The sequence below is a fragment of the Desulfuromusa kysingii genome, from assembly GCF_900107645.1.
GTDB lineage: Bacteria > Desulfobacterota > Desulfuromonadia > Desulfuromonadales > Geopsychrobacteraceae > Desulfuromusa > Desulfuromusa kysingii.
The window spans coordinates 510,349-526,871 of the sequence record NZ_FNQN01000001.1; the positions used below are offsets into that span (position 1 = coordinate 510,349).

At 47.4% G+C, this 16,523-nt stretch carries 17 protein-coding genes; 15 read left to right on the forward strand and 2 right to left on the reverse strand.

The features are described from left to right. The first annotated feature begins 2 nt into the window (after positions 1-2). Both coxB and BLU87_RS02415 read left to right on the forward strand, forming a co-directional pair. Positions 3-1,208: a cytochrome c oxidase subunit II gene (gene coxB / locus BLU87_RS02410; protein ID WP_092344335.1), complete on the forward strand. Its 1,206-nt coding sequence runs from the start codon at positions 3-5 to the stop codon at positions 1,206-1,208. 12 nt (positions 1,209-1,220) lie between these two features. After that, a complete protein-coding gene (locus BLU87_RS02415) occupies positions 1,221-2,132 on the forward strand; it encodes a protoheme IX farnesyltransferase (protein ID WP_092344336.1) in 912 nt (303 codons plus the stop codon). Here BLU87_RS02415 and def read toward each other — a convergent pair. Continuing rightward, positions 2,125-2,640: a peptide deformylase gene (gene def / locus BLU87_RS02420; protein WP_092344337.1), complete on the reverse strand. Its 516-nt coding sequence runs from the start codon at positions 2,638-2,640 to the stop codon at positions 2,125-2,127. The genes BLU87_RS02415 and def overlap by 8 nt on opposite strands. A gap of 5 nt (positions 2,641-2,645) precedes the next feature. Further along, positions 2,646-3,185: a glycine cleavage system transcriptional repressor gene (locus BLU87_RS02425; RefSeq protein ID WP_092344338.1), complete on the reverse strand. Its 540-nt coding sequence runs from the start codon at positions 3,183-3,185 to the stop codon at positions 2,646-2,648. A gap of 234 nt (positions 3,186-3,419) precedes the next feature. Between BLU87_RS02425 and BLU87_RS02430 the strand changes: the two genes are divergently transcribed. The 13 genes from BLU87_RS02430 (at position 3,420) to BLU87_RS02490 (ending at position 16,513) form a co-directional block, all read left to right on the forward strand. Next, positions 3,420-4,121: a response regulator gene (locus BLU87_RS02430; RefSeq protein WP_092344339.1), complete on the forward strand. Its 702-nt coding sequence runs from the start codon at positions 3,420-3,422 to the stop codon at positions 4,119-4,121. Next, positions 4,118-5,911, forward strand: coding sequence for an ATP-binding protein (locus BLU87_RS02435; RefSeq protein WP_092344340.1), 1,794 nt, complete (start codon positions 4,118-4,120; stop codon positions 5,909-5,911). Before BLU87_RS02430 ends, BLU87_RS02435 begins: the two co-directional genes overlap by 4 nt. A 110-nt stretch (positions 5,912-6,021) precedes the next feature. After that, entirely contained in the window at positions 6,022-6,999 is a 978-nt protein-coding gene (locus tag BLU87_RS02440) for a PstS family phosphate ABC transporter substrate-binding protein (protein ID WP_092344341.1), read from the forward strand. Between the two features lie 99 nt (positions 7,000-7,098). Continuing rightward, positions 7,099-9,327, forward strand: coding sequence for an ABC transporter permease subunit (locus tag BLU87_RS02445; protein ID WP_092344342.1), 2,229 nt, complete (start codon positions 7,099-7,101; stop codon positions 9,325-9,327). A gap of 30 nt (positions 9,328-9,357) precedes the next feature. Next, positions 9,358-10,947, forward strand: a complete 1,590-nt coding sequence (pstA, locus tag BLU87_RS02450; RefSeq protein WP_092344635.1) for a phosphate ABC transporter permease PstA — start codon at positions 9,358-9,360, stop codon at positions 10,945-10,947. A gap of 15 nt (positions 10,948-10,962) precedes the next feature. After that, positions 10,963-11,739: a phosphate ABC transporter ATP-binding protein PstB gene (gene pstB / locus BLU87_RS02455; protein WP_092344343.1), complete on the forward strand. Its 777-nt coding sequence runs from the start codon at positions 10,963-10,965 to the stop codon at positions 11,737-11,739. Between the two features lie 22 nt (positions 11,740-11,761). Next, positions 11,762-12,427 (forward strand): phosphate signaling complex protein PhoU, encoded by a 666-nt coding sequence (gene phoU, locus BLU87_RS02460; RefSeq protein WP_092344344.1) that lies wholly within the window; start codon positions 11,762-11,764, stop codon positions 12,425-12,427. 120 nt (positions 12,428-12,547) lie between these two features. After that, complete coding sequence (locus BLU87_RS02465) at positions 12,548-12,742, forward strand: SlyX family protein (RefSeq protein WP_092344346.1); 195 nt, start codon at positions 12,548-12,550, stop codon at positions 12,740-12,742. Beyond that, positions 12,735-13,274 carry a rhodanese-like domain-containing protein gene (locus tag BLU87_RS02470; RefSeq protein WP_092344348.1) on the forward strand — a complete coding sequence of 180 codons (540 nt, stop codon included), beginning with the start codon at positions 12,735-12,737 and terminating at the stop codon, positions 13,272-13,274. Before BLU87_RS02465 ends, BLU87_RS02470 begins: the two co-directional genes overlap by 8 nt. Next, positions 13,271-13,711, forward strand: coding sequence for a MauE/DoxX family redox-associated membrane protein (locus BLU87_RS02475; protein ID WP_092344350.1), 441 nt, complete (start codon positions 13,271-13,273; stop codon positions 13,709-13,711). The genes BLU87_RS02470 and BLU87_RS02475 overlap by 4 nt, the downstream gene beginning before the upstream one ends. Next, a complete protein-coding gene (locus tag BLU87_RS02480; RefSeq protein ID WP_092344352.1) occupies positions 13,711-14,760 on the forward strand; it encodes a KamA family radical SAM protein in 1,050 nt (349 codons plus the stop codon). The genes BLU87_RS02475 and BLU87_RS02480 overlap by 1 nt, the downstream gene beginning before the upstream one ends. Positions 14,761-14,855: 95 nt before the next feature. Further along, on the forward strand, positions 14,856-15,785 hold the full coding sequence (locus BLU87_RS02485; RefSeq protein ID WP_092344354.1) for a 2-hydroxyacid dehydrogenase: 930 nt from the start codon (positions 14,856-14,858) through the stop codon (positions 15,783-15,785). 287 nt (positions 15,786-16,072) lie between these two features. After that, the gene (locus tag BLU87_RS02490) at positions 16,073-16,513 is read left to right on the forward strand and encodes a MarR family winged helix-turn-helix transcriptional regulator (protein WP_092344356.1); all 441 of its coding nucleotides are present in this window, start codon (positions 16,073-16,075) and stop codon (positions 16,511-16,513) included. The last annotated feature ends 10 nt before the right edge of the window (positions 16,514-16,523 follow it).

Consider the following 16,523-nt stretch of genomic DNA (forward strand, 5'->3'; position numbering starts at 1 on the left):
TTGTGAACCAATTGAATAATCCTACTGCACAAGCCGTTGATAATGTTTTGATCTATATCTTTGGTTTCTCATTGCTTTTGCTCTTGGGAATCACTGTTGTCACCATCTATTTTGTGGTCAAATATCGACGCTCTAAATGCCCTGAACCGACATCCCAGGTGGAGGGCAGTTGGTTGCTGGAAACGATTTGGACGGTACTTCCAATCATTATCGTGATGACCATGTTCTGGTATGGCTGGAGTAATTATGTCGGTTTGCGTGAAATTCCGGCAGACGCTATGGAGGTCAAGGCAACTGCACGGATGTGGTCATGGCAATTTGAGTATCCCGATGGGCGAAAAGAGACCAAACTCTATGTGCCTGTGAATAAACCGGTTAAAGTGCTGCTCTATTCAACGGATGTCCTGCACAGTTTTTTTGTTCCGGCATTTCGGATCAAGCGTGACACCGTGCCCAATATGGAATCATATGTCTGGTTTCAAGCACCTGAAACCGGAAGTTACGATATTTTTTGCGCTGAATATTGCGGAGTTGGGCATGCTGACATGACGACCAGTGTTGAAGTACTCAGCGAAGAAGATTATGCCCAGTGGGCAAGTTCTGCGACCGTTTCTGCAGACCCAAGAGGCTTAATTGTTTTGAACGAACAGGGCTGTATTGGCTGTCACAGTCTCGATGGCACTGAAAATATTGGTCCAAGTTTGTTTGAACTAGCTGGTAATCCGCGCGAGATTGAGAAGGACGGGAAGACGATTGAAATCATAATTGATGAGGCCTATTTACAGCGAGCTATTCGTGATCCTGACGCTGAAATCACTAAAGGTTTTGACCCGATGATGCCAGCTTATGATGAAGAGGCCATCAACAATGAAGACCTTCAGGCTGTCGTTGATTATCTCCTGGGCAAAGTGGCAGAAGAAGAGCCTGATGGAGACAGATTAATGGTTGAAAATGGTTGTATCGGTTGTCACTCTCTTGATGGCAGTGAAAGTATCGCGCCAACGTTCAAGGGGATCGGACAACGTGAGGTTACGATTGAGCGTGATGGCCAGTCTGTCACTATCAAGGTTGATGCCGAATATCTCCGTCGCGCATTGCTTGACCCTAATGCGGAAATCGTCAAAGGATTTGCGCCGATGATGCCGGCAGCTGATTATTTAAGCGCTGAAGAGATTGACGCAATTATCAAACGCCTACTTCAGGAATAAGGTTTAAGCTTTATGCCAGTCCCGACAATTAATAATCCGACAAAGACACTCCCTGCTCAGATAGCGAGCCTGTTGCAAACCCTGCGGCAACTTTTTCGAGCTGAGTTATCAGCGATGGTTGCTCTTTCTGCCTTGGCGGGTTATTTGTTTTTTGGAGGCCTCTGGAGTCCTCATCCTTTGCTGGTGACAGCTGGCGTTGGCCTTCTGGCCGCCGGTTGTTCGGCATTGAATCAATGGCAGGAGCAGGATTTAGACATGTGTATGGAGCGTACCCAGAATCGGCCATTGCCAACGGGTCAACTTGCTCCGCACATCGCCTTGTTATTGGCATCTCTGGCAATAAGCGGCGGCTCACTTTTGCTTTTAGCGTTACCCGGAAGTCTTTCTCTTTTGCTCGGCCTGCTGGCGGTTATCTGGTATAACGCAGTGTATACTCCATTAAAGCGTCACACCGCTTTTGCCGCTATTCCGGGGGCCATATGTGGGGCATTGCCACCATTAATCGGTTGGACTGCAGCCGGTGGTGATCTGCTCACCCATAAGGCATTAATTCTGGCCGGTACTCTGTTTGTCTGGCAGATTCCACATACGTGGCTTTTGCTCTGTCGATATCGTGACGATCTGCAACGTAGCGGGTTGCCGAATATTTTTAAAACCATACCGACACAAAGACTATTGAGGATCAATAATTGCTGGTTGGCGGGCCTGTTTCTTTGCTATTTGCTCTTTCCATTGTTCGGCTTTATTCACAGCCCGCTTCTTATGGTCTCTTTTGTTTTTGGCCTTTTTATTATCGCATTGTCAATTCTCAAACAACCTGCTGATGTTAAACGGGCAGACTCAGTTTCACGCACATTTCATCTCACCAATATTTCTATGGCGTTGTTCCTCACGGTGCTGATTCTGGATAGATTGGTCAACTAGTTTTTTTGGTCTTTCTTCTAAACAGGTCTGTTTTTAAGCTGGAAACGCGATCCAGAAAGAGAAAGCCATCCAGATGGTCCAGCTCATGTTGAATCGCTACGGCTTCAAAGCCTTCAGCCCGAACCACTTGGAATTGCTGGTTTTGATCAACAAACTGCACGACAATAGATTCTGAACGGGTCACATTACCGGTATAATCGGGAACTGACATGCACCCTTCCCGGACGACTTGATTCCCCTCTCTTTCGGTGATTTCAGGGTTTACCATCTGCAGTAAACCGTGATTCTCTTGCTTTTTCCCTAGTTTACTTTTAGAGACATCGACAACTGCGGCGCGTCGAAGGTCTCCGATCTGTGGGGCTGCGATACCAACTGAATGTCCAGCTTCAACCATTGTATCAACAAGATTCTGCAGCAGCTGCTGCACTGATTCATCAAAATTGACTATCGGGTTACAGTGTTCTTTCAGGCGTGAGTCAGGGTAGACAAGAACTTCTTTGACAGACATCGGCTTTAAAGCTCCATCGTTGCTAGTGAGCGGACAGAAATATCAACCTGCAGCTTCTGTTTTAATGCTTGCATCCAGGTTTCAATATCTTCGATTTCAGTGTTTTCTGGGAGCATGGCTTCCAGCATCATCACGTAGACCAGTTTTCCTGTCTCACCAATCAATTTAGTGTTCAAATCGGTAATATTAATATGGCGTTCACCCAATTCTTTGGCGACTTGATAAACGATTCCAGGTTTGTCGGCACCATAGACAGAGATCATACAGAGTTCCCCTTCCATTTCGGTGCGGACTTCACCGCCAGGCTTCAGGGTGCGGATAAACACAGACAGATTGTGTTCTTCAAGGGGTTTGAATGTATCGCTGAACTCTTCTACTTTTGAAATCTCCGGGTTCGAGATGATCAAGATCATCGAAAATTGCCCGCCGAGAATTGAACAGCTGGAGTCGGCAATATTAAAACCATCGTGAAATAGTATTTCTGTCACCTGCGAAACAATTCCGGGGCGATCACGGCCAATAATAGTCAGGGCAAAATGTTGCACACATTCCTCCTCTTTGGAAAGTCAGGGTTATCTATTGAGATTGTTTTTTTGCTATTATGGACAAAAAATGTATGCATGTCTTCAATATTTATCCCTATGGTGATTTAGATAACCATTCGTTGCTGCATAATCTTGAAAAAGCGATTTAATTTAGGTTACTCACGAAATCCTAACAAATAGCGCTGATGCTGCAAATCTTTAGGTCTCTAGAATATTAAATAGCTGTGAGGTTTTATGGCAGACCAGAAAAATTCCATCCTTGTTGTCGAAGACGAAGAAGATATTCTTGCTTTACTCCATTTCAATCTGATTAAAGCCGGATACAATGCCGATTGTGCATCCCACGGAGAAGAAGCTTTAGCGGCTATCGCGGCGAAAAAACCCGATTTAATTCTGCTAGATCTGATGCTGCCAGGAATTGATGGTCTGGACATTTGTCGTCGGCTACGGAGTCATGAGGATACCAATGGAATTCCAATTATTATGCTCACTGCGCGTGGCGAAGAGAGCGATATTGTTCGTGGATTAGAATTAGGAGCGGATGATTACGTGACCAAGCCATTCAGCATTAAAGTGTTGTTGGCCCGTATCCAGACAGTGCTTCGGCGTAAAACTCTGTTGCAACAGGAAGCGGATCAGACTGAACTCGTGCGCGGTGAGCTCAGGATCCATTCCGGTCGGAGTCTTGCCCAGGTTGAAGGGAAGACAATTGATTTAACCTTTACTGAGTTTAAGGTTCTTGAAGCATTAGCCAGTCGTCCGGGTTGGGTCTTTACCCGCTATCAAATTGTTAATGCCGTGCGCGGTGAAGACTATGCTGTCACTGATCGGGCCGTGGATGTCCAGATTGCAGGATTGAGAAAAAAGCTTGGTTCCTGCAGCTATTATATTGAAACCGTTCGTGGGGTTGGTTATCGCTTTCGGGAGGAATTGTGAAATTACATCGACGCCGTCTCATCTGGCAACTTTATCCCTCTTATCTGATCCTGATTTTCGTCGTTTTACTGGTTGTCGGTTGGTCCTTATCCGGGATGCTGCGCAGCTTTCATTATCAGCAGGTTGAGGACGACTTAAGAGCCCGTGCAGAATTGGTTGAACCGCAACTTCAAGGACACTTAACGATGGGCGATCAGGATCTGCTATTACCCGTTGTAACGCGCCTTGGCGAGCAATCCGGGACCCGTATTACGGTGATTATGAGAGATGGCAGAGTCTTGGTCGATTCTGATGAAGATCCGCGGTTGATGGACAATCACGGCCAGCGAACAGAAGTTGTCGAGGCTCTTGCCGGGCAACAGGGGACATCGATCCGCTTCAGCAATACCTTGGGTGAATCGCTGATGTATGTGGCGATCCCTGTTTATGATGGGGAGCAGATAACCGTCGTTATCCGTACTGCGTTACCCCTCTCTGCAGTCGATGAGACACTTCAGGAAATTTACTGGCAACTGTTTCTGGCTGGGCTGATTATTGGAGCTCTTTTGGCTCCGGTCTGCTGGTGGCTCTCTCGACGTATCAGTCGCCCTTTGGAGTTGATGACCGCCGGTGCGCAAAAGTTTTCACAGGGCCTTCTGGCTATTCCCCTCGCTGTCACCGGATCTGAAGAGACCAGTCGACTGGCTGAAACCATGAATCTGATGGCCGCTAAGCTCGCTGATCGGATTGAACAGGAGATTGGCCAACGGGCTGAAATTGAGACTGTTCTTGGGTGCATGATCGAGGGGATTATTGCCGTCGATAATGATGAACAGATCATCCGTCTGAATCGGGCTGCAGCTGAATTGTTCAATGTCCCACAACAATCGAATGCCGGGCGACCGATTCAGGAGGTGATTCGTCAAGCTGAGTTGCAGCGCTTTATTCAGCAAGCACTGAGCCAGCCAGAACCGCTTGAAAGTGAATTGGTTATGTATGGTTCTGAGAAGCGCTACCTCCATGTTCAGGCAACCCCTCTGACAGGGAAAGAAGATAGCCGCATCGGGGTGTTAATCGTGCTGCATGACTTGACTCGTCTACGGCGTCTTGAGTCTGTCCGTCGTGACTTTGTCGCCAATGTCTCCCATGAGTTAAAGACTCCGATTACTGCCATACGTGGTGCCGTCGAGACCCTTTTGGATGACGAATCTACCGATGTCGCCAGTCAGAGATTTTTACAGATTATTTTCAAGCAGAGTGAGCGGTTGAATGCACTGGTTGAAGATTTACTGAATCTTTCGAGGATTGAACAGGGGGTGGAGACGGGAGGTTGGGAGCTCAGTTGTGAACCCCTGCTGCCGATCCTTCATAGTGCCAGGGCTGCCTGTGAAAGTCTCTTGTCTCAGCAGCAGGTAGGACTCGATATTATATGCCCAGAACAGCTTAAAAACAGGGTTAATGCGCCATTGTTAGAGCAGGCGATTATTAACCTGTTGACCAACGCGATCAAATACAGTGAAGCAGGTAGCCATGTTCTGATTGAGGTTATCGAGCTGGATGAATTCGTCAAAATCCGGGTTGAGGACTCCGGCTGCGGGATTGCTGCGGAACACCTGCCTCGCCTTTTTGAACGCTTTTACCGTGCTGATCTTGCCCGTAGCCGCAGCTTGGGGGGAACCGGACTCGGGTTAGCGATTGTAAAGCATGTTGCCCACGCCCATCAGGGTGAAATTACGGTGAGCAGTGAGGTGGGCAAAGGGAGTTGTTTTACTCTGTTGTTACCACGTCGCCAGAAGCCAGAAGTGGTTTAAGCGGACATGTTTAGTGAAATACTTACGTATTGCTAACATATTCCTAACATTGTAAGTGCATCTTCTCGACCATCAATTAACGATAAAATTATCAAGGAGATGGTCAAACAATGAAACAACAGAAATTAAGGATTTGTACCTTAGCCCTTCTGGCTCTGGTGCTCTTCGCGTCGGCTGGTATTGCCAGCCCCCTCAAGGTTGATGTCAACATCAGTGACTATGTCAAAGTTCAAGGCGTTGCCGGCAACCTCAACAGTGTTGGTTCAGACACGTTGAACAACATGATGACTTTCTGGGCTGAAGGTTTCCGCAAAAAATACCCGAACGTCAATATCCAGATTGAAGGTAAAGGTTCCAGTACCGCCCCTCCAGCACTGATTGAAGGGACCAGCCAGCTTGGTCCGATGTCACGTGCAATGAAAGCAAATGAAGTTCAGGCGTTCGAAACCAAATATGGTTTCAAACCCACGACTATCGGTGTTGCTCTGGACTCGTTGGCTGTTTTTATTAACAAGGACAATCCCATTGAAGGGTTATCCATTCCTCAAGTCGACGCGATCTTCTCAAAAACTCATAAAGGTGGTTTATCGAACGCTGCAACCTGGGGCGACGTGGGCCTGAGTGGCGAATGGGCCAATAAGCCTATCAGTCTCTACGGTCGTAACTCTGCTTCTGGGACTTATGGGTATTTCAAGAGTAAGGCCCTGTTTAAGGGTGACTATAAAGATAGCGTGAAGGAACAGCCAGGCAGTGCATCTGTTGTCCTTGGTGTGACTGAAGATAAGGCTGGTGTCGGTTATTCGGGGATTGGTTATAAAACCTCCGGCGTTAAAGCCATCGCTCTGGGTAAAAAAGATGGTGAAAAACAATATGAGCCTACCTACGCTAACGTTATGAATGGCAAATACCCACTCGGTCGGATGCTTTATCTCAACGTTGTTAAAGAGCCAAACAAACCATTACCCACTCTGGTAAAAGAGTTCCTGAAGTTTGTCCTTTCAACCGAAGGTCAGGAAATTGTCATCAAGGATGGCTACTTGCCACTGACTGCTGAGTTGGTTAAGCAACAGCTTGCACTGCTTGACTAGTTGCCGGCTCAAAAGTAAGAGGCTGCCACGTTAAGGAACAAGCCCTGCCCACCCTTCTGGTCAGGGCTTGTTCTGTGTTGCGATAAAACAGGGAAATTTATGAATCCAGCTTTTTTAAAAAAAGTGAAACGGAATGACCGGATTGCTAGATGGGTTATTACCGTTGGTGGGATGGCGATTATTTTCAGTGTCATTTTTATTCTGATTTTGATCGCAGAGGTCTCTTTGCCGCTATTCCTCTCTCCGGATAAAGATCTGCATGCCAGTTTTCAGTTAGAAGGTAGGGCTGCTGAAGAGAAAATTCTGGCTATGGGGGTGGATGAATATCTGGAGACTGGATACCGTCTGGATCAAGCCGGGAGGGTCAATTTTTTTAATATCGCTGATGGTTCTGCTATTGACAGCCTTCAACTTGTCAGTGACACAGGGTCGAGACGCTTGATAACGGCCCAAACTTATGGTCGCCTGAACCATATGCTGGTGTGGGATGATGGCAGTGTGACGATTGAGAGAGTTAAGTTTTTTCCGTTTTTTGATGAAGCTGATGACAATCAGCGCAGTATCAGACATGAATTGGAGCATCGTGCCATATTTGCCCCGCCAAGCTATGGATTGCCTGTTAAAACTATGGCGCGCGTCAATGATGAGGGACGACAGGTGCGTGTTGACCTGTTCCGCTCAGGGATCTTTCAAATCACAATCATAGAAGAAGAGGAGAGCCTTTTTGGTGCCGGTGAACGAGTTCAGGAAAGCCATCAACTAGAGATTGATAGCGTCGGTGAAGTGACCGCAATGACACTGTCAACCGATGGGATTAAACTGTATCTAGGCACCTCTAAAGGTGAAATTCTACGCTGGGATCTCAGCGAGATTGATCACCCGGTGCTCGAAGAAACGACGCAGGCATTCCTTGACCAACGTGAAATTACAGCTCTAAACATGGTCTTTGGTGATGTTTCGCTGATTGTTGGTGATCAGCAAGGTGGTGTTTCCACCTGGTTCCCGGTCCGGGATGCTGATGTGGGCTGGAAGCTGACGCAGATTCATCAGTTGCATGGACATGCCCATGCAGTGCAGGACGTACAGCCGAGTCCACATGATAAGTCAGTTCTCAGTATTGCCGCTGATGGTATTAATGTGAGCCATATGACGAGTGAACGTTTCCTCGTCAATATCGCTAACGGGGCTGAGAAGATTGAAGCCTTTGCGCAGTCCACCCGTGGCAACGGAATTATTACTCTTAGCGATCATGGCACCGTGCAAAGTTGGAAGCTCGATATCCCTCACCCCGAAGTCAGCCTTAAGACTCTTTTTGGAAAAGTCTGGTACGAAGGGTACCCGGAGCCAACCTGGGCCTGGCAGTCATCTGCGGGAACTGACGACTATGAACCAAAATTAAGCTTAACCCCGCTGATTTTTGGTACCCTCAAAGGAACCTTCTACGCCATGCTCTTCGCGGTCCCTCTGGCGATCTTCGGTGCGATCTATACCAGTCAGTTTGCCCGGCCAAAATTCAAGGGGATTATCAAGCCTGCAGTTGAGGTGATGGCCGCTATCCCGACAGTTATCATCGGTTTTCTCGCGGCACTCTGGCTTGCCCCATTAATCGAACGCTCACTCGGATCGATGTTTTTGAGCCTGATTCTGGTTCCAGCGGCACTAATGCTCAGTATTGCTCTGTGGCAAGGGGCACGAAAATTGTCCCCATTGAAACAGGTTGAGCGAGGATATGAGTTTCTTGTTATTGCTCCAGTGATTGTCCTCGCCGTTGCAATAGCGGCGATTCTTGGCCCAGGTTTGGAGGACTGGCTTTTTGCTGGTGATCTGAAACAGTGGCTGTTTAATGAGACTGGCACCCGTTATGATCCACGCAATTGTATTATCATCGCTTTTGCCATGGGTTTTGCCGTAATCCCGATCATCTTCACGATTTCTGAGGACTCACTGTCCAACGTTCCACCGAGCCTGAAAGCGGCATCCTTGGCCCTTGGAGCCAGCCGTTGGCAGACTGTTTGGCGAGTTATCCTACCATCAGCCAGCCCCGGAATCTTTGCCGGAACCATGATCGGTTTTGGTCGTGCCGTTGGTGAAACCATGATTGTGCTTATGGCCACCGGGAATACCGCTATTATGGATCTGAGCATCTTTAATGGCATGCGTCCGCTATCGGCTAACATAGCGGTGGAAATACCGGAAGCGCCTGTGGATGGTTCTCTCTATCGGACCTTATTTCTGTCTGCAGTGATTCTCTTTATTATGACTTTTATTGTTAACACGGTAGCAGAAATTGTGCGTCAGCGACTGCGAGCTAAATATGGTCGCTTTTAGGATTTGATGATGTCTACAACGACTAAAAATATGAATAAATACTGGCGGATTGGTGAGCCGATGGTGTGGCTTTCCGGTGCTTCATTGGCGATAACATTGCTGACGGCGATTATTCTTCTGGCGGTGATTATGATCAACGGGTTAGGGGTTTTCTGGCCGGCAGAACTGCAACGTCTTGAGCTGCAAGACGGCAATCAGGTTATTGGCAGGTTAATTAAGTCTGAACCGACAGCAGATGGAAGTGCCCTTAGACGACAATATAAGATTGCGAATAGGGATCTGTATGGACTCGACTTTCGCTGGATTGATGAAGATCAAATTGTCAGTCAGGAGGTCCCGCGGAATCTGCTTGTTCTGGAGCGGATTGAGCATGGTGACTTTTATGGTGAGCTGAAGAGTCTGAACCTTAACGGGACAACCCGGACCGCCTCATTACCGGACCTGACTAAGGCGTTAATTGAGGTTGAAACAGAGATTCGCGGGCTTAGAGAACTGGAGGGGAAGCTCAAGGATGCCAGTTATCTGATGGAACAGTTGCGGTTGAAAAAGTTGAAATTTGATTACAAAGGAGTTCCCGCGAACGATCCTAAACAGGTAGCGTTGAGTCAAGAGAAAGCTATTCTTGATGAAGAGTTTGGCCACTTGATCGATATTCAGACTCGGCAAAACGCCCGGGCTCGTGAAGATACCGCGATGTTTACTGACGCTTCAGGTCGGGAAAAAGAGATTGTCCTCGCAGATATCTTTCAAGTGTATGCACCCAATAGTATGGGGTTGGGTGACAAAATTGCTTTTTACTCCGCCAAATTGCTTGAACTGTTTGTCGGCCAACCACGTGAGTCGAACACCGAGGGTGGGTTGTTCCCTGCGATATTTGGCACTGTTATGCTTATCTTTGTGATGAGCTTGTTCTCTTTTCCTTTAGGGGTTATCGCCGCGATCTACTTGCGTGAGTATGCCAAAGAGGGGATCGTTGTCCGGATCGTCAGGATTGCGGTTAATAACCTGGCCGGGATCCCTTCCATTGTTTATGGAATTTTTGGTCTGGGTTTCTTTGTTTATGGTATCGGTCATTCGATCGACAGTTTCTTTTTTCCAGAGCGGCTACCGACGCCTACTTTTGGGACGGGAGGACTGCTTTGGGCCAGTTTGACCCTTGCCCTGTTGACGGTTCCGGTGGTGATTGTCTCTACTGAAGAAGCTCTTGGTGCCATTCCCCGTGAAATGCGTGAAGGCTCCTATGCTCTCGGTTCGACCAAGTTTCAGACGCTGGTGCGCATTCTGTTGCCGATGGCATCACCGGGGATTATGACGGGATTGATTCTCGCCATGGCGCGCGCCGCTGGAGAGGTTGCACCGTTGATGATTACTGGCGTGGTCAAGCTGGCACCAGCGCTTCCCATTGATGGTAATTTTCCATTCTTTCATCTTGATCGCAAGTTTATGCATTTGGGTTTTCATATCTACGATATTGGTTTCCAGTCCCCTAATGTTGAGGCGGCGAAGCCGATGGTTTTTGTTACCACTCTGTTATTGGTGTTGATTGTCTTGCTGATGAGCAGTGTTGCCATCCGGTTACGTAACAAGATGAAAAAACGCTACACTTTCGGGACTTTTTAGGAGAATTAAAAGGATATGACAGCTGTTATAAACGAGAATCCGATCATCCAGGTAAATAATCTGAAATTTTTCTATCCCGGTGATGCCCGAGCATTGCACGGAATCGACCTCAGCTTTCCAGAAAAGAATGTGACTGCTTTGATTGGCCCATCGGGGTGCGGGAAGAGTACCCTGCTACGTTGTTTGAATCGGATGAATGACCTGATTGACGGTTGCCGGGTTGAGGGCGAAATCACTCTGGAAGGGGAAAATATTTACGGTAAGAATACCGATATTATTGAGCTGCGGCGACGGGTTGGGATGGTCTTCCAAAAGTCAAATCCGTTTCCTAAATCCATCTACGAAAATGTTATTTACGGCTTACGGATTGCCGGTGAAAAAGATAAAAAATTGTTCGATGAGCGAGTTGAAAAAAGTTTAAAAGCCGCCGCTCTCTGGGATGAAGTCAAAGATCGACTGCAGGAGAGTGCGCTAGGTTTATCTGGAGGGCAAATGCAGCGCCTTTGCATTGCCAGGGCGATTGCGGTGAACCCGAAGGTTATCCTCATGGACGAACCCTGTAGTGCCCTGGATCCAAAATCGACAGCGCGGGTTGAAGAGACCATCAAAGATCTCCGGGATGATTTTACCATCATTATTGTGACCCATAACATGCAGCAAGCTGCGCGGGTTTCTGATCATACCGCCTTCCTGTTTGAAGGGAATTTGATAGAGTATGGTCTCACCGATCAGTTGTTTGTGAAGCCGCAAGTTAAGCAAACTGAAGATTATATTACCGGTCGTTTCGGCTGAGTTGAGGGAAAGGGAGAATCGTATGGCTGTTTTAATGGAACAAGAACTCAATGTTTTAAAAAAGGAACTTCTGACCCTTGGAGCTGAAGTCGAAGGACGTGTGCAACAGGCAGTGCAGGCCCTTCTTACTGGAGACCGGAAACTGGCACAACAGGTCAGGGGTGGCGATAGTCAGATCGATAACATGGAGATTGAGCTGGAAGAAGAGTGTCTGAAGATCCTGGCATTACACCAGCCGGTGGCGACAGATTTGCGTTTTATTGTCTCAGTGCTGAAAATCAACAACGACTTGGAGCGTGTCGCCGACTTTGCTGTCAATATCGCCGAACGGGCGTTGGACCTCGATCATGTGATCAAAGTTGACTGTCCATATGATATTGCTACGATGGCCAAAGTGGTGGAAACAATGTTGAAAATGGCACTGGATTCCCTGGTGGAACGAAATTCTGACTTGGCACGCCAGACAATTCGCCTGGATGATGAGGTCGATGCTTTACACAAAGGCAATTTTTCACGCGTCAAGCAGGCAATCCGAGACGATATGAACTCCATGGACGGATTGATTAATTATTTGTCTATCTCTCGCTATTTGGAACGGATGGGCGATCTGGCAACGAATATTGCTGAAGATATTATCTATCAAGTCGATGGTGAAATTATCCGCCACGGCGGTATGCAGATCTCTTAACTGATGGAACGGATATTTCTTAAGTATTGATTCTCGCCGATTAAACATAAAATACTATTGTCCTTCCCCGACTCAGCGCGTTATAAATATCGCACTATTCTGCAGTAAGGGAGGACAGATATGCTTGAGGACCTACAAGAACGGGTGATGGAACTGGAGATTCGCTTCAGCCATCAAAGTCAATTACTTGATGAACTCAATGAGGAGCTTACTGATTGTAATCGGCGGATTGATCGGTTGAGGATTGACAATCAGCATCTTCGAGAAGCTGTCAGCACCCTATCCCCGGCACTCGAAGAGTCTCCAGATGAGTAGTCCCGCCCGCATGATCCCTTGGCAGCGCATTATTCTGGAAGCTTTTATTCTCTGTGTTTTGGCCGTTGCCGTTGGCCTGAGTTTGAATTTTAACCTGATATTTAACGCCTTTTCTGGAGCCGTTATCTCTGTTCCACAAGATGCGAACCTTGTCGTTGCAACCGAGTCGTCGGAACCATTTGCTCCTGCACTTGCCTTTCCAATTCCTGTGTCGCTGAATGAAGTTGATGAGCTGTTGGCATCTGGAGCCATCCTGGTTGATGCTCGGACCAGTCATGCTTATACTCAGAGCCATTTAGCCGGGGCTCTCTCTCTCCCTTATGCCGACTTGGATAATCGACTCGCTGCATTCAAACAGCTGGTTTCCCTTGGTGAAACCCTGATCACTTATTGTAGTGGTTATGGTTGCTCTGATTCTTTTGACTTGGGGGAGCGGTTGTTACAAGAGGGATATACCGATGTCCTAGTTTACGAAGGGGGAGTCCCCGAGTGGCAATCGGCAGGACGCCCACTGGTGGGAGGAGAAGAATGACCCTTTTGACTAAAATCCTCTATCATGCGAGTCGGCTGCTTCTGGCCGCAGTTTTTATCTATGCCGGGATGATTAAGGCCAATGATATTGCCGCTTTTGCGGGTCAGGTTGCTAACTATAAAATTCTCCCCTATGCCTGGAACTATTTAGTGGCTGCAATTCTCCCTTATCTTGAACTTTTATGTGGAGTCTTACTGTTGCTCAATAAACGTGTTCGTCCTGCAGTTCTGGTTCTCTTCATCTTGAATATTGTTTTTATTCTGGCTCTGTCATCGGTTATCAGTCGTGGATTTGACATTGATTGTGGTTGCTTTAATCCCAATGCAACGACATCAACCAGTCCTGTGGCGGCGTTGCTACGTGATTTTGGCTTGATTGTGCTGATGATTGTGACTTGGTGTCTGTATTCTGTGTCACAAGCTGAAGGGGCCGAATAATGGCTCAGGAAGAATGGCAACAATCGCTGAAGCAAAGCGTGACCAGTGTCAAACAGTTGGCCGATGACTTTGATTTTGATCAACGTCAACTTGAGGCTGTTGCAGCCCGCTATCCCATGCGGATTAGTCCCTACTATCTGGGATTGATTGAGCAGGTTGGAGACCCTATCTGGAAGCAATGTGTGCCGGATGTTCGCGAATTAGATCCGAGCGGCATGACCGATCCCCTTGCTGAAGAGGATTTTTCACCGACTCCCGCAGTGATTCATCGTTATCCTGATCGAGTGATATTTCTGGTTTCAGGGAGCTGCGCCAGTTATTGCCGTTTTTGTACCCGGAAACGAAAAGTGGGATGTACTGACATGTCCTTGAGCTTTCGTGAGCTGCGTGCTGGTATTGATTATATTGCTGCAAACGCACAAATTCACGATGTTATTTTCTCCGGTGGAGATCCCTTACTGCTGCCCGATTCTGTCCTCCAGGATTTACTCGCGCGGATTTATGCTATCCCACATGTCGAAATTATCCGTATTGGCACCCGGGTCCCGGTGACCCTGCCAGAGCGAATCACCGAACGACTCTGTGCCATGCTGAAAAAATTTCCCCCCCTTTATATTAATACTCATTTCAACCATCCACGTGAGTTGACATCGCAGGCAACGGAAGCCTGTGCCCGTTTGGCTGATGCGGGAATTGTCTTGGGCAATCAAACCGTGCTGTTACGGGATGTCAATGATCAACCGGAGATTATCAGCGAGCTGTTTCGCGGTTTATTGAAGATGCGGGTGCGCCCCTATTATTTGCATCATATGGATCTCACTCGGGGGACGGGACACTTCCGAACCTCAGTTAAGACCGGTTTACAGATCATGTATTCACTGCGTGGGCCGGTGTCGGGCTTGGCATCACCACATTATGTTATTGATCTCCCCAACGGCAAAGGGAAGGTTCCGTTGATCCCTCAGTATGTCAAAAGAAAAGGCAATGATCTAATGATTTATGCGGCCGATGGCAGTGTTGTGGAATACTCTGACATTGTCGATGGATAGCTCAATCTCCCACGTTCTGCAACTTGCTCTTGTGTGGGAGGGGGATGATTCTTTAGCTGTAAAGCTCTGTCTGGCCCCATCTGGAGGAAAATAGTATGTCAATCGCAATTATTTATCCGCATCGAAATGTCAGCGACTGGATCCAGGCGCTACACACACATGGGCCCGATCTGAAGATTGAGGTATGGCCAGATATCTCTGCCCCCGAAGAGGTTGAGCTTGCCTTGTGCTGGAACCATCCGGATGGCAGCTTGCAGCAGTTTCCGAATCTGAAATGTATTTCCTCACTCGGTGCCGGAATTAACCAGTTGTTGGATGATGATTCCCGTCCCACAGAAATTCCACTGGTACGACTTGTTGATGACAACCTGAAGCAGTCGATGGCTGAGTATGTCATGGCTGGAGTTCTTGAGCAATTTCGTCGTTTTAAAGATTATCGTCAGCAACAAAGTGAAAAGCGGTGGGCAGAGCTGGAGATCCCGCATATTTCTGAGTTGTGCGTCGGCATTATGGGCTGTGGCGAGATCGGTCGCTTTGTTGGCAATAAACTGGCCGATTTTGGTTTTACTGTTCGTGGTTGGAGTCGTACACAGCAAGATTGTGGCCAGTTTCATATCTATGCTGGTGATGACGAATTAGAATCATTTCTTAGTCACGCCAATATCCTTGTCTGTTTATTACCATTGACGCCGAAAACTGAAAATATTCTTAACTTGCAGGTCTTCAACCAATTGCCGAAAAATGCATTTTTGATCAATGCCGCCAGAGGGTCTCATCTTGTTGAGGCAGACTTGTTATCGGCACTCGAAAGTGGACAGCTTTCTGGGGCCTTACTTGATGTTTGCAGGCAAGAACCACTCTCGGAACAGCACCCGTTCTGGACGCACAGTAAAATCAGCATCACCCCGCATATTGCCAGCCCTACAAATCCTGAGTCGGCAGCAGAACAGATCGTTGACAACTACCATCGTGTCCTCAGCGGAGAATCACTCCTAAACCTCGTGGATATTGAATGCGGCTACTGATTGGCTGATTTGAACTGAAAAAAGTGTTTTTTTTCTGAGGTTTAGATCTGTTTCGTATCGGCTGTTCGTTGCAAATGCGATAACAAGGTGAAACCTTTTTCTTTTCTCACTGAGCCAGACCTCTGTGGAAAACTCTCTTTCAATACCAACTTCTCATCTCTTGATGATGATCTTATTGACGCTTCACCGTCGGTCAAGAAATTCGGCTTCGATCATTAACTATGGACTTGACAATAGATAGCTGGCTATGTAAAAAGCATAGTCAGCTATCTATTGTTGAGGTGTGTATGGAAAATCAGGTCATCGATAATTTGGGATACAAGTTGCGTTATCTGGCGCGATTGATGATGGGTCACTTGAGTGATCAAATTAAATCGCAAGGCGTATCGCCGGGCCAATTGCCGGTCCTCTGTTGTTTGAATGATGCCGAGGGGCAGACACAGGCAGAACTGTGTCGCCACATTCAGGTGGAACAACCGACGATGGCAAACACTTTGAGACGGATGGAAAGGGATGACCTGATCCAGCGCATTCCCTGTAAAAAAGATAAACGACAAACACGTATATTTTTAACCAGTAAGATTCGGCCAACGGTCGATTTGCTGCAACAAAAGCGGGATGATGTCCTCTCTGAAATGACTCGATTGATGTCGTCAGCAGAGGTGGCAACATTTCATCGACTTCTTGATAGTGCTATGCAGGCACTTGAAGATAACGAAAAAGCATAGGAGAAAAATA

Coding starts and splice junctions, on each gene's coding strand:
- BLU87_RS02415 (WP_092344336.1), top strand. CDS start 1,221: ATGCCAGTCCCGACAATTAATAATCCGACAAAGACACTCCCTGCTCAG.
- def (WP_092344337.1), bottom strand. CDS start 2,640: ATGTCTGTCAAAGAAGTTCTTGTCTACCCTGACTCACGCCTGAAAGAA.
- BLU87_RS02430 (WP_092344339.1), top strand. CDS start 3,420: ATGGCAGACCAGAAAAATTCCATCCTTGTTGTCGAAGACGAAGAAGAT.
- BLU87_RS02440 (WP_092344341.1), top strand. CDS start 6,022: ATGAAACAACAGAAATTAAGGATTTGTACCTTAGCCCTTCTGGCTCTG.
- BLU87_RS02445 (WP_092344342.1), top strand. CDS start 7,099: ATGAATCCAGCTTTTTTAAAAAAAGTGAAACGGAATGACCGGATTGCT.
- pstA (WP_092344635.1), top strand. CDS start 9,358: ATGAATAAATACTGGCGGATTGGTGAGCCGATGGTGTGGCTTTCCGGT.
- pstB (WP_092344343.1), top strand. CDS start 10,963: ATGACAGCTGTTATAAACGAGAATCCGATCATCCAGGTAAATAATCTG.
- phoU (WP_092344344.1), top strand. CDS start 11,762: ATGGCTGTTTTAATGGAACAAGAACTCAATGTTTTAAAAAAGGAACTT.
- BLU87_RS02465 (WP_092344346.1), top strand. CDS start 12,548: ATGCTTGAGGACCTACAAGAACGGGTGATGGAACTGGAGATTCGCTTC.
- BLU87_RS02470 (WP_092344348.1), top strand. CDS start 12,735: ATGAGTAGTCCCGCCCGCATGATCCCTTGGCAGCGCATTATTCTGGAA.
- BLU87_RS02475 (WP_092344350.1), top strand. CDS start 13,271: ATGACCCTTTTGACTAAAATCCTCTATCATGCGAGTCGGCTGCTTCTG.
- BLU87_RS02480 (WP_092344352.1), top strand. CDS start 13,711: ATGGCTCAGGAAGAATGGCAACAATCGCTGAAGCAAAGCGTGACCAGT.
- BLU87_RS02485 (WP_092344354.1), top strand. CDS start 14,856: ATGTCAATCGCAATTATTTATCCGCATCGAAATGTCAGCGACTGGATC.
- BLU87_RS02490 (WP_092344356.1), top strand. CDS start 16,073: ATGGAAAATCAGGTCATCGATAATTTGGGATACAAGTTGCGTTATCTG.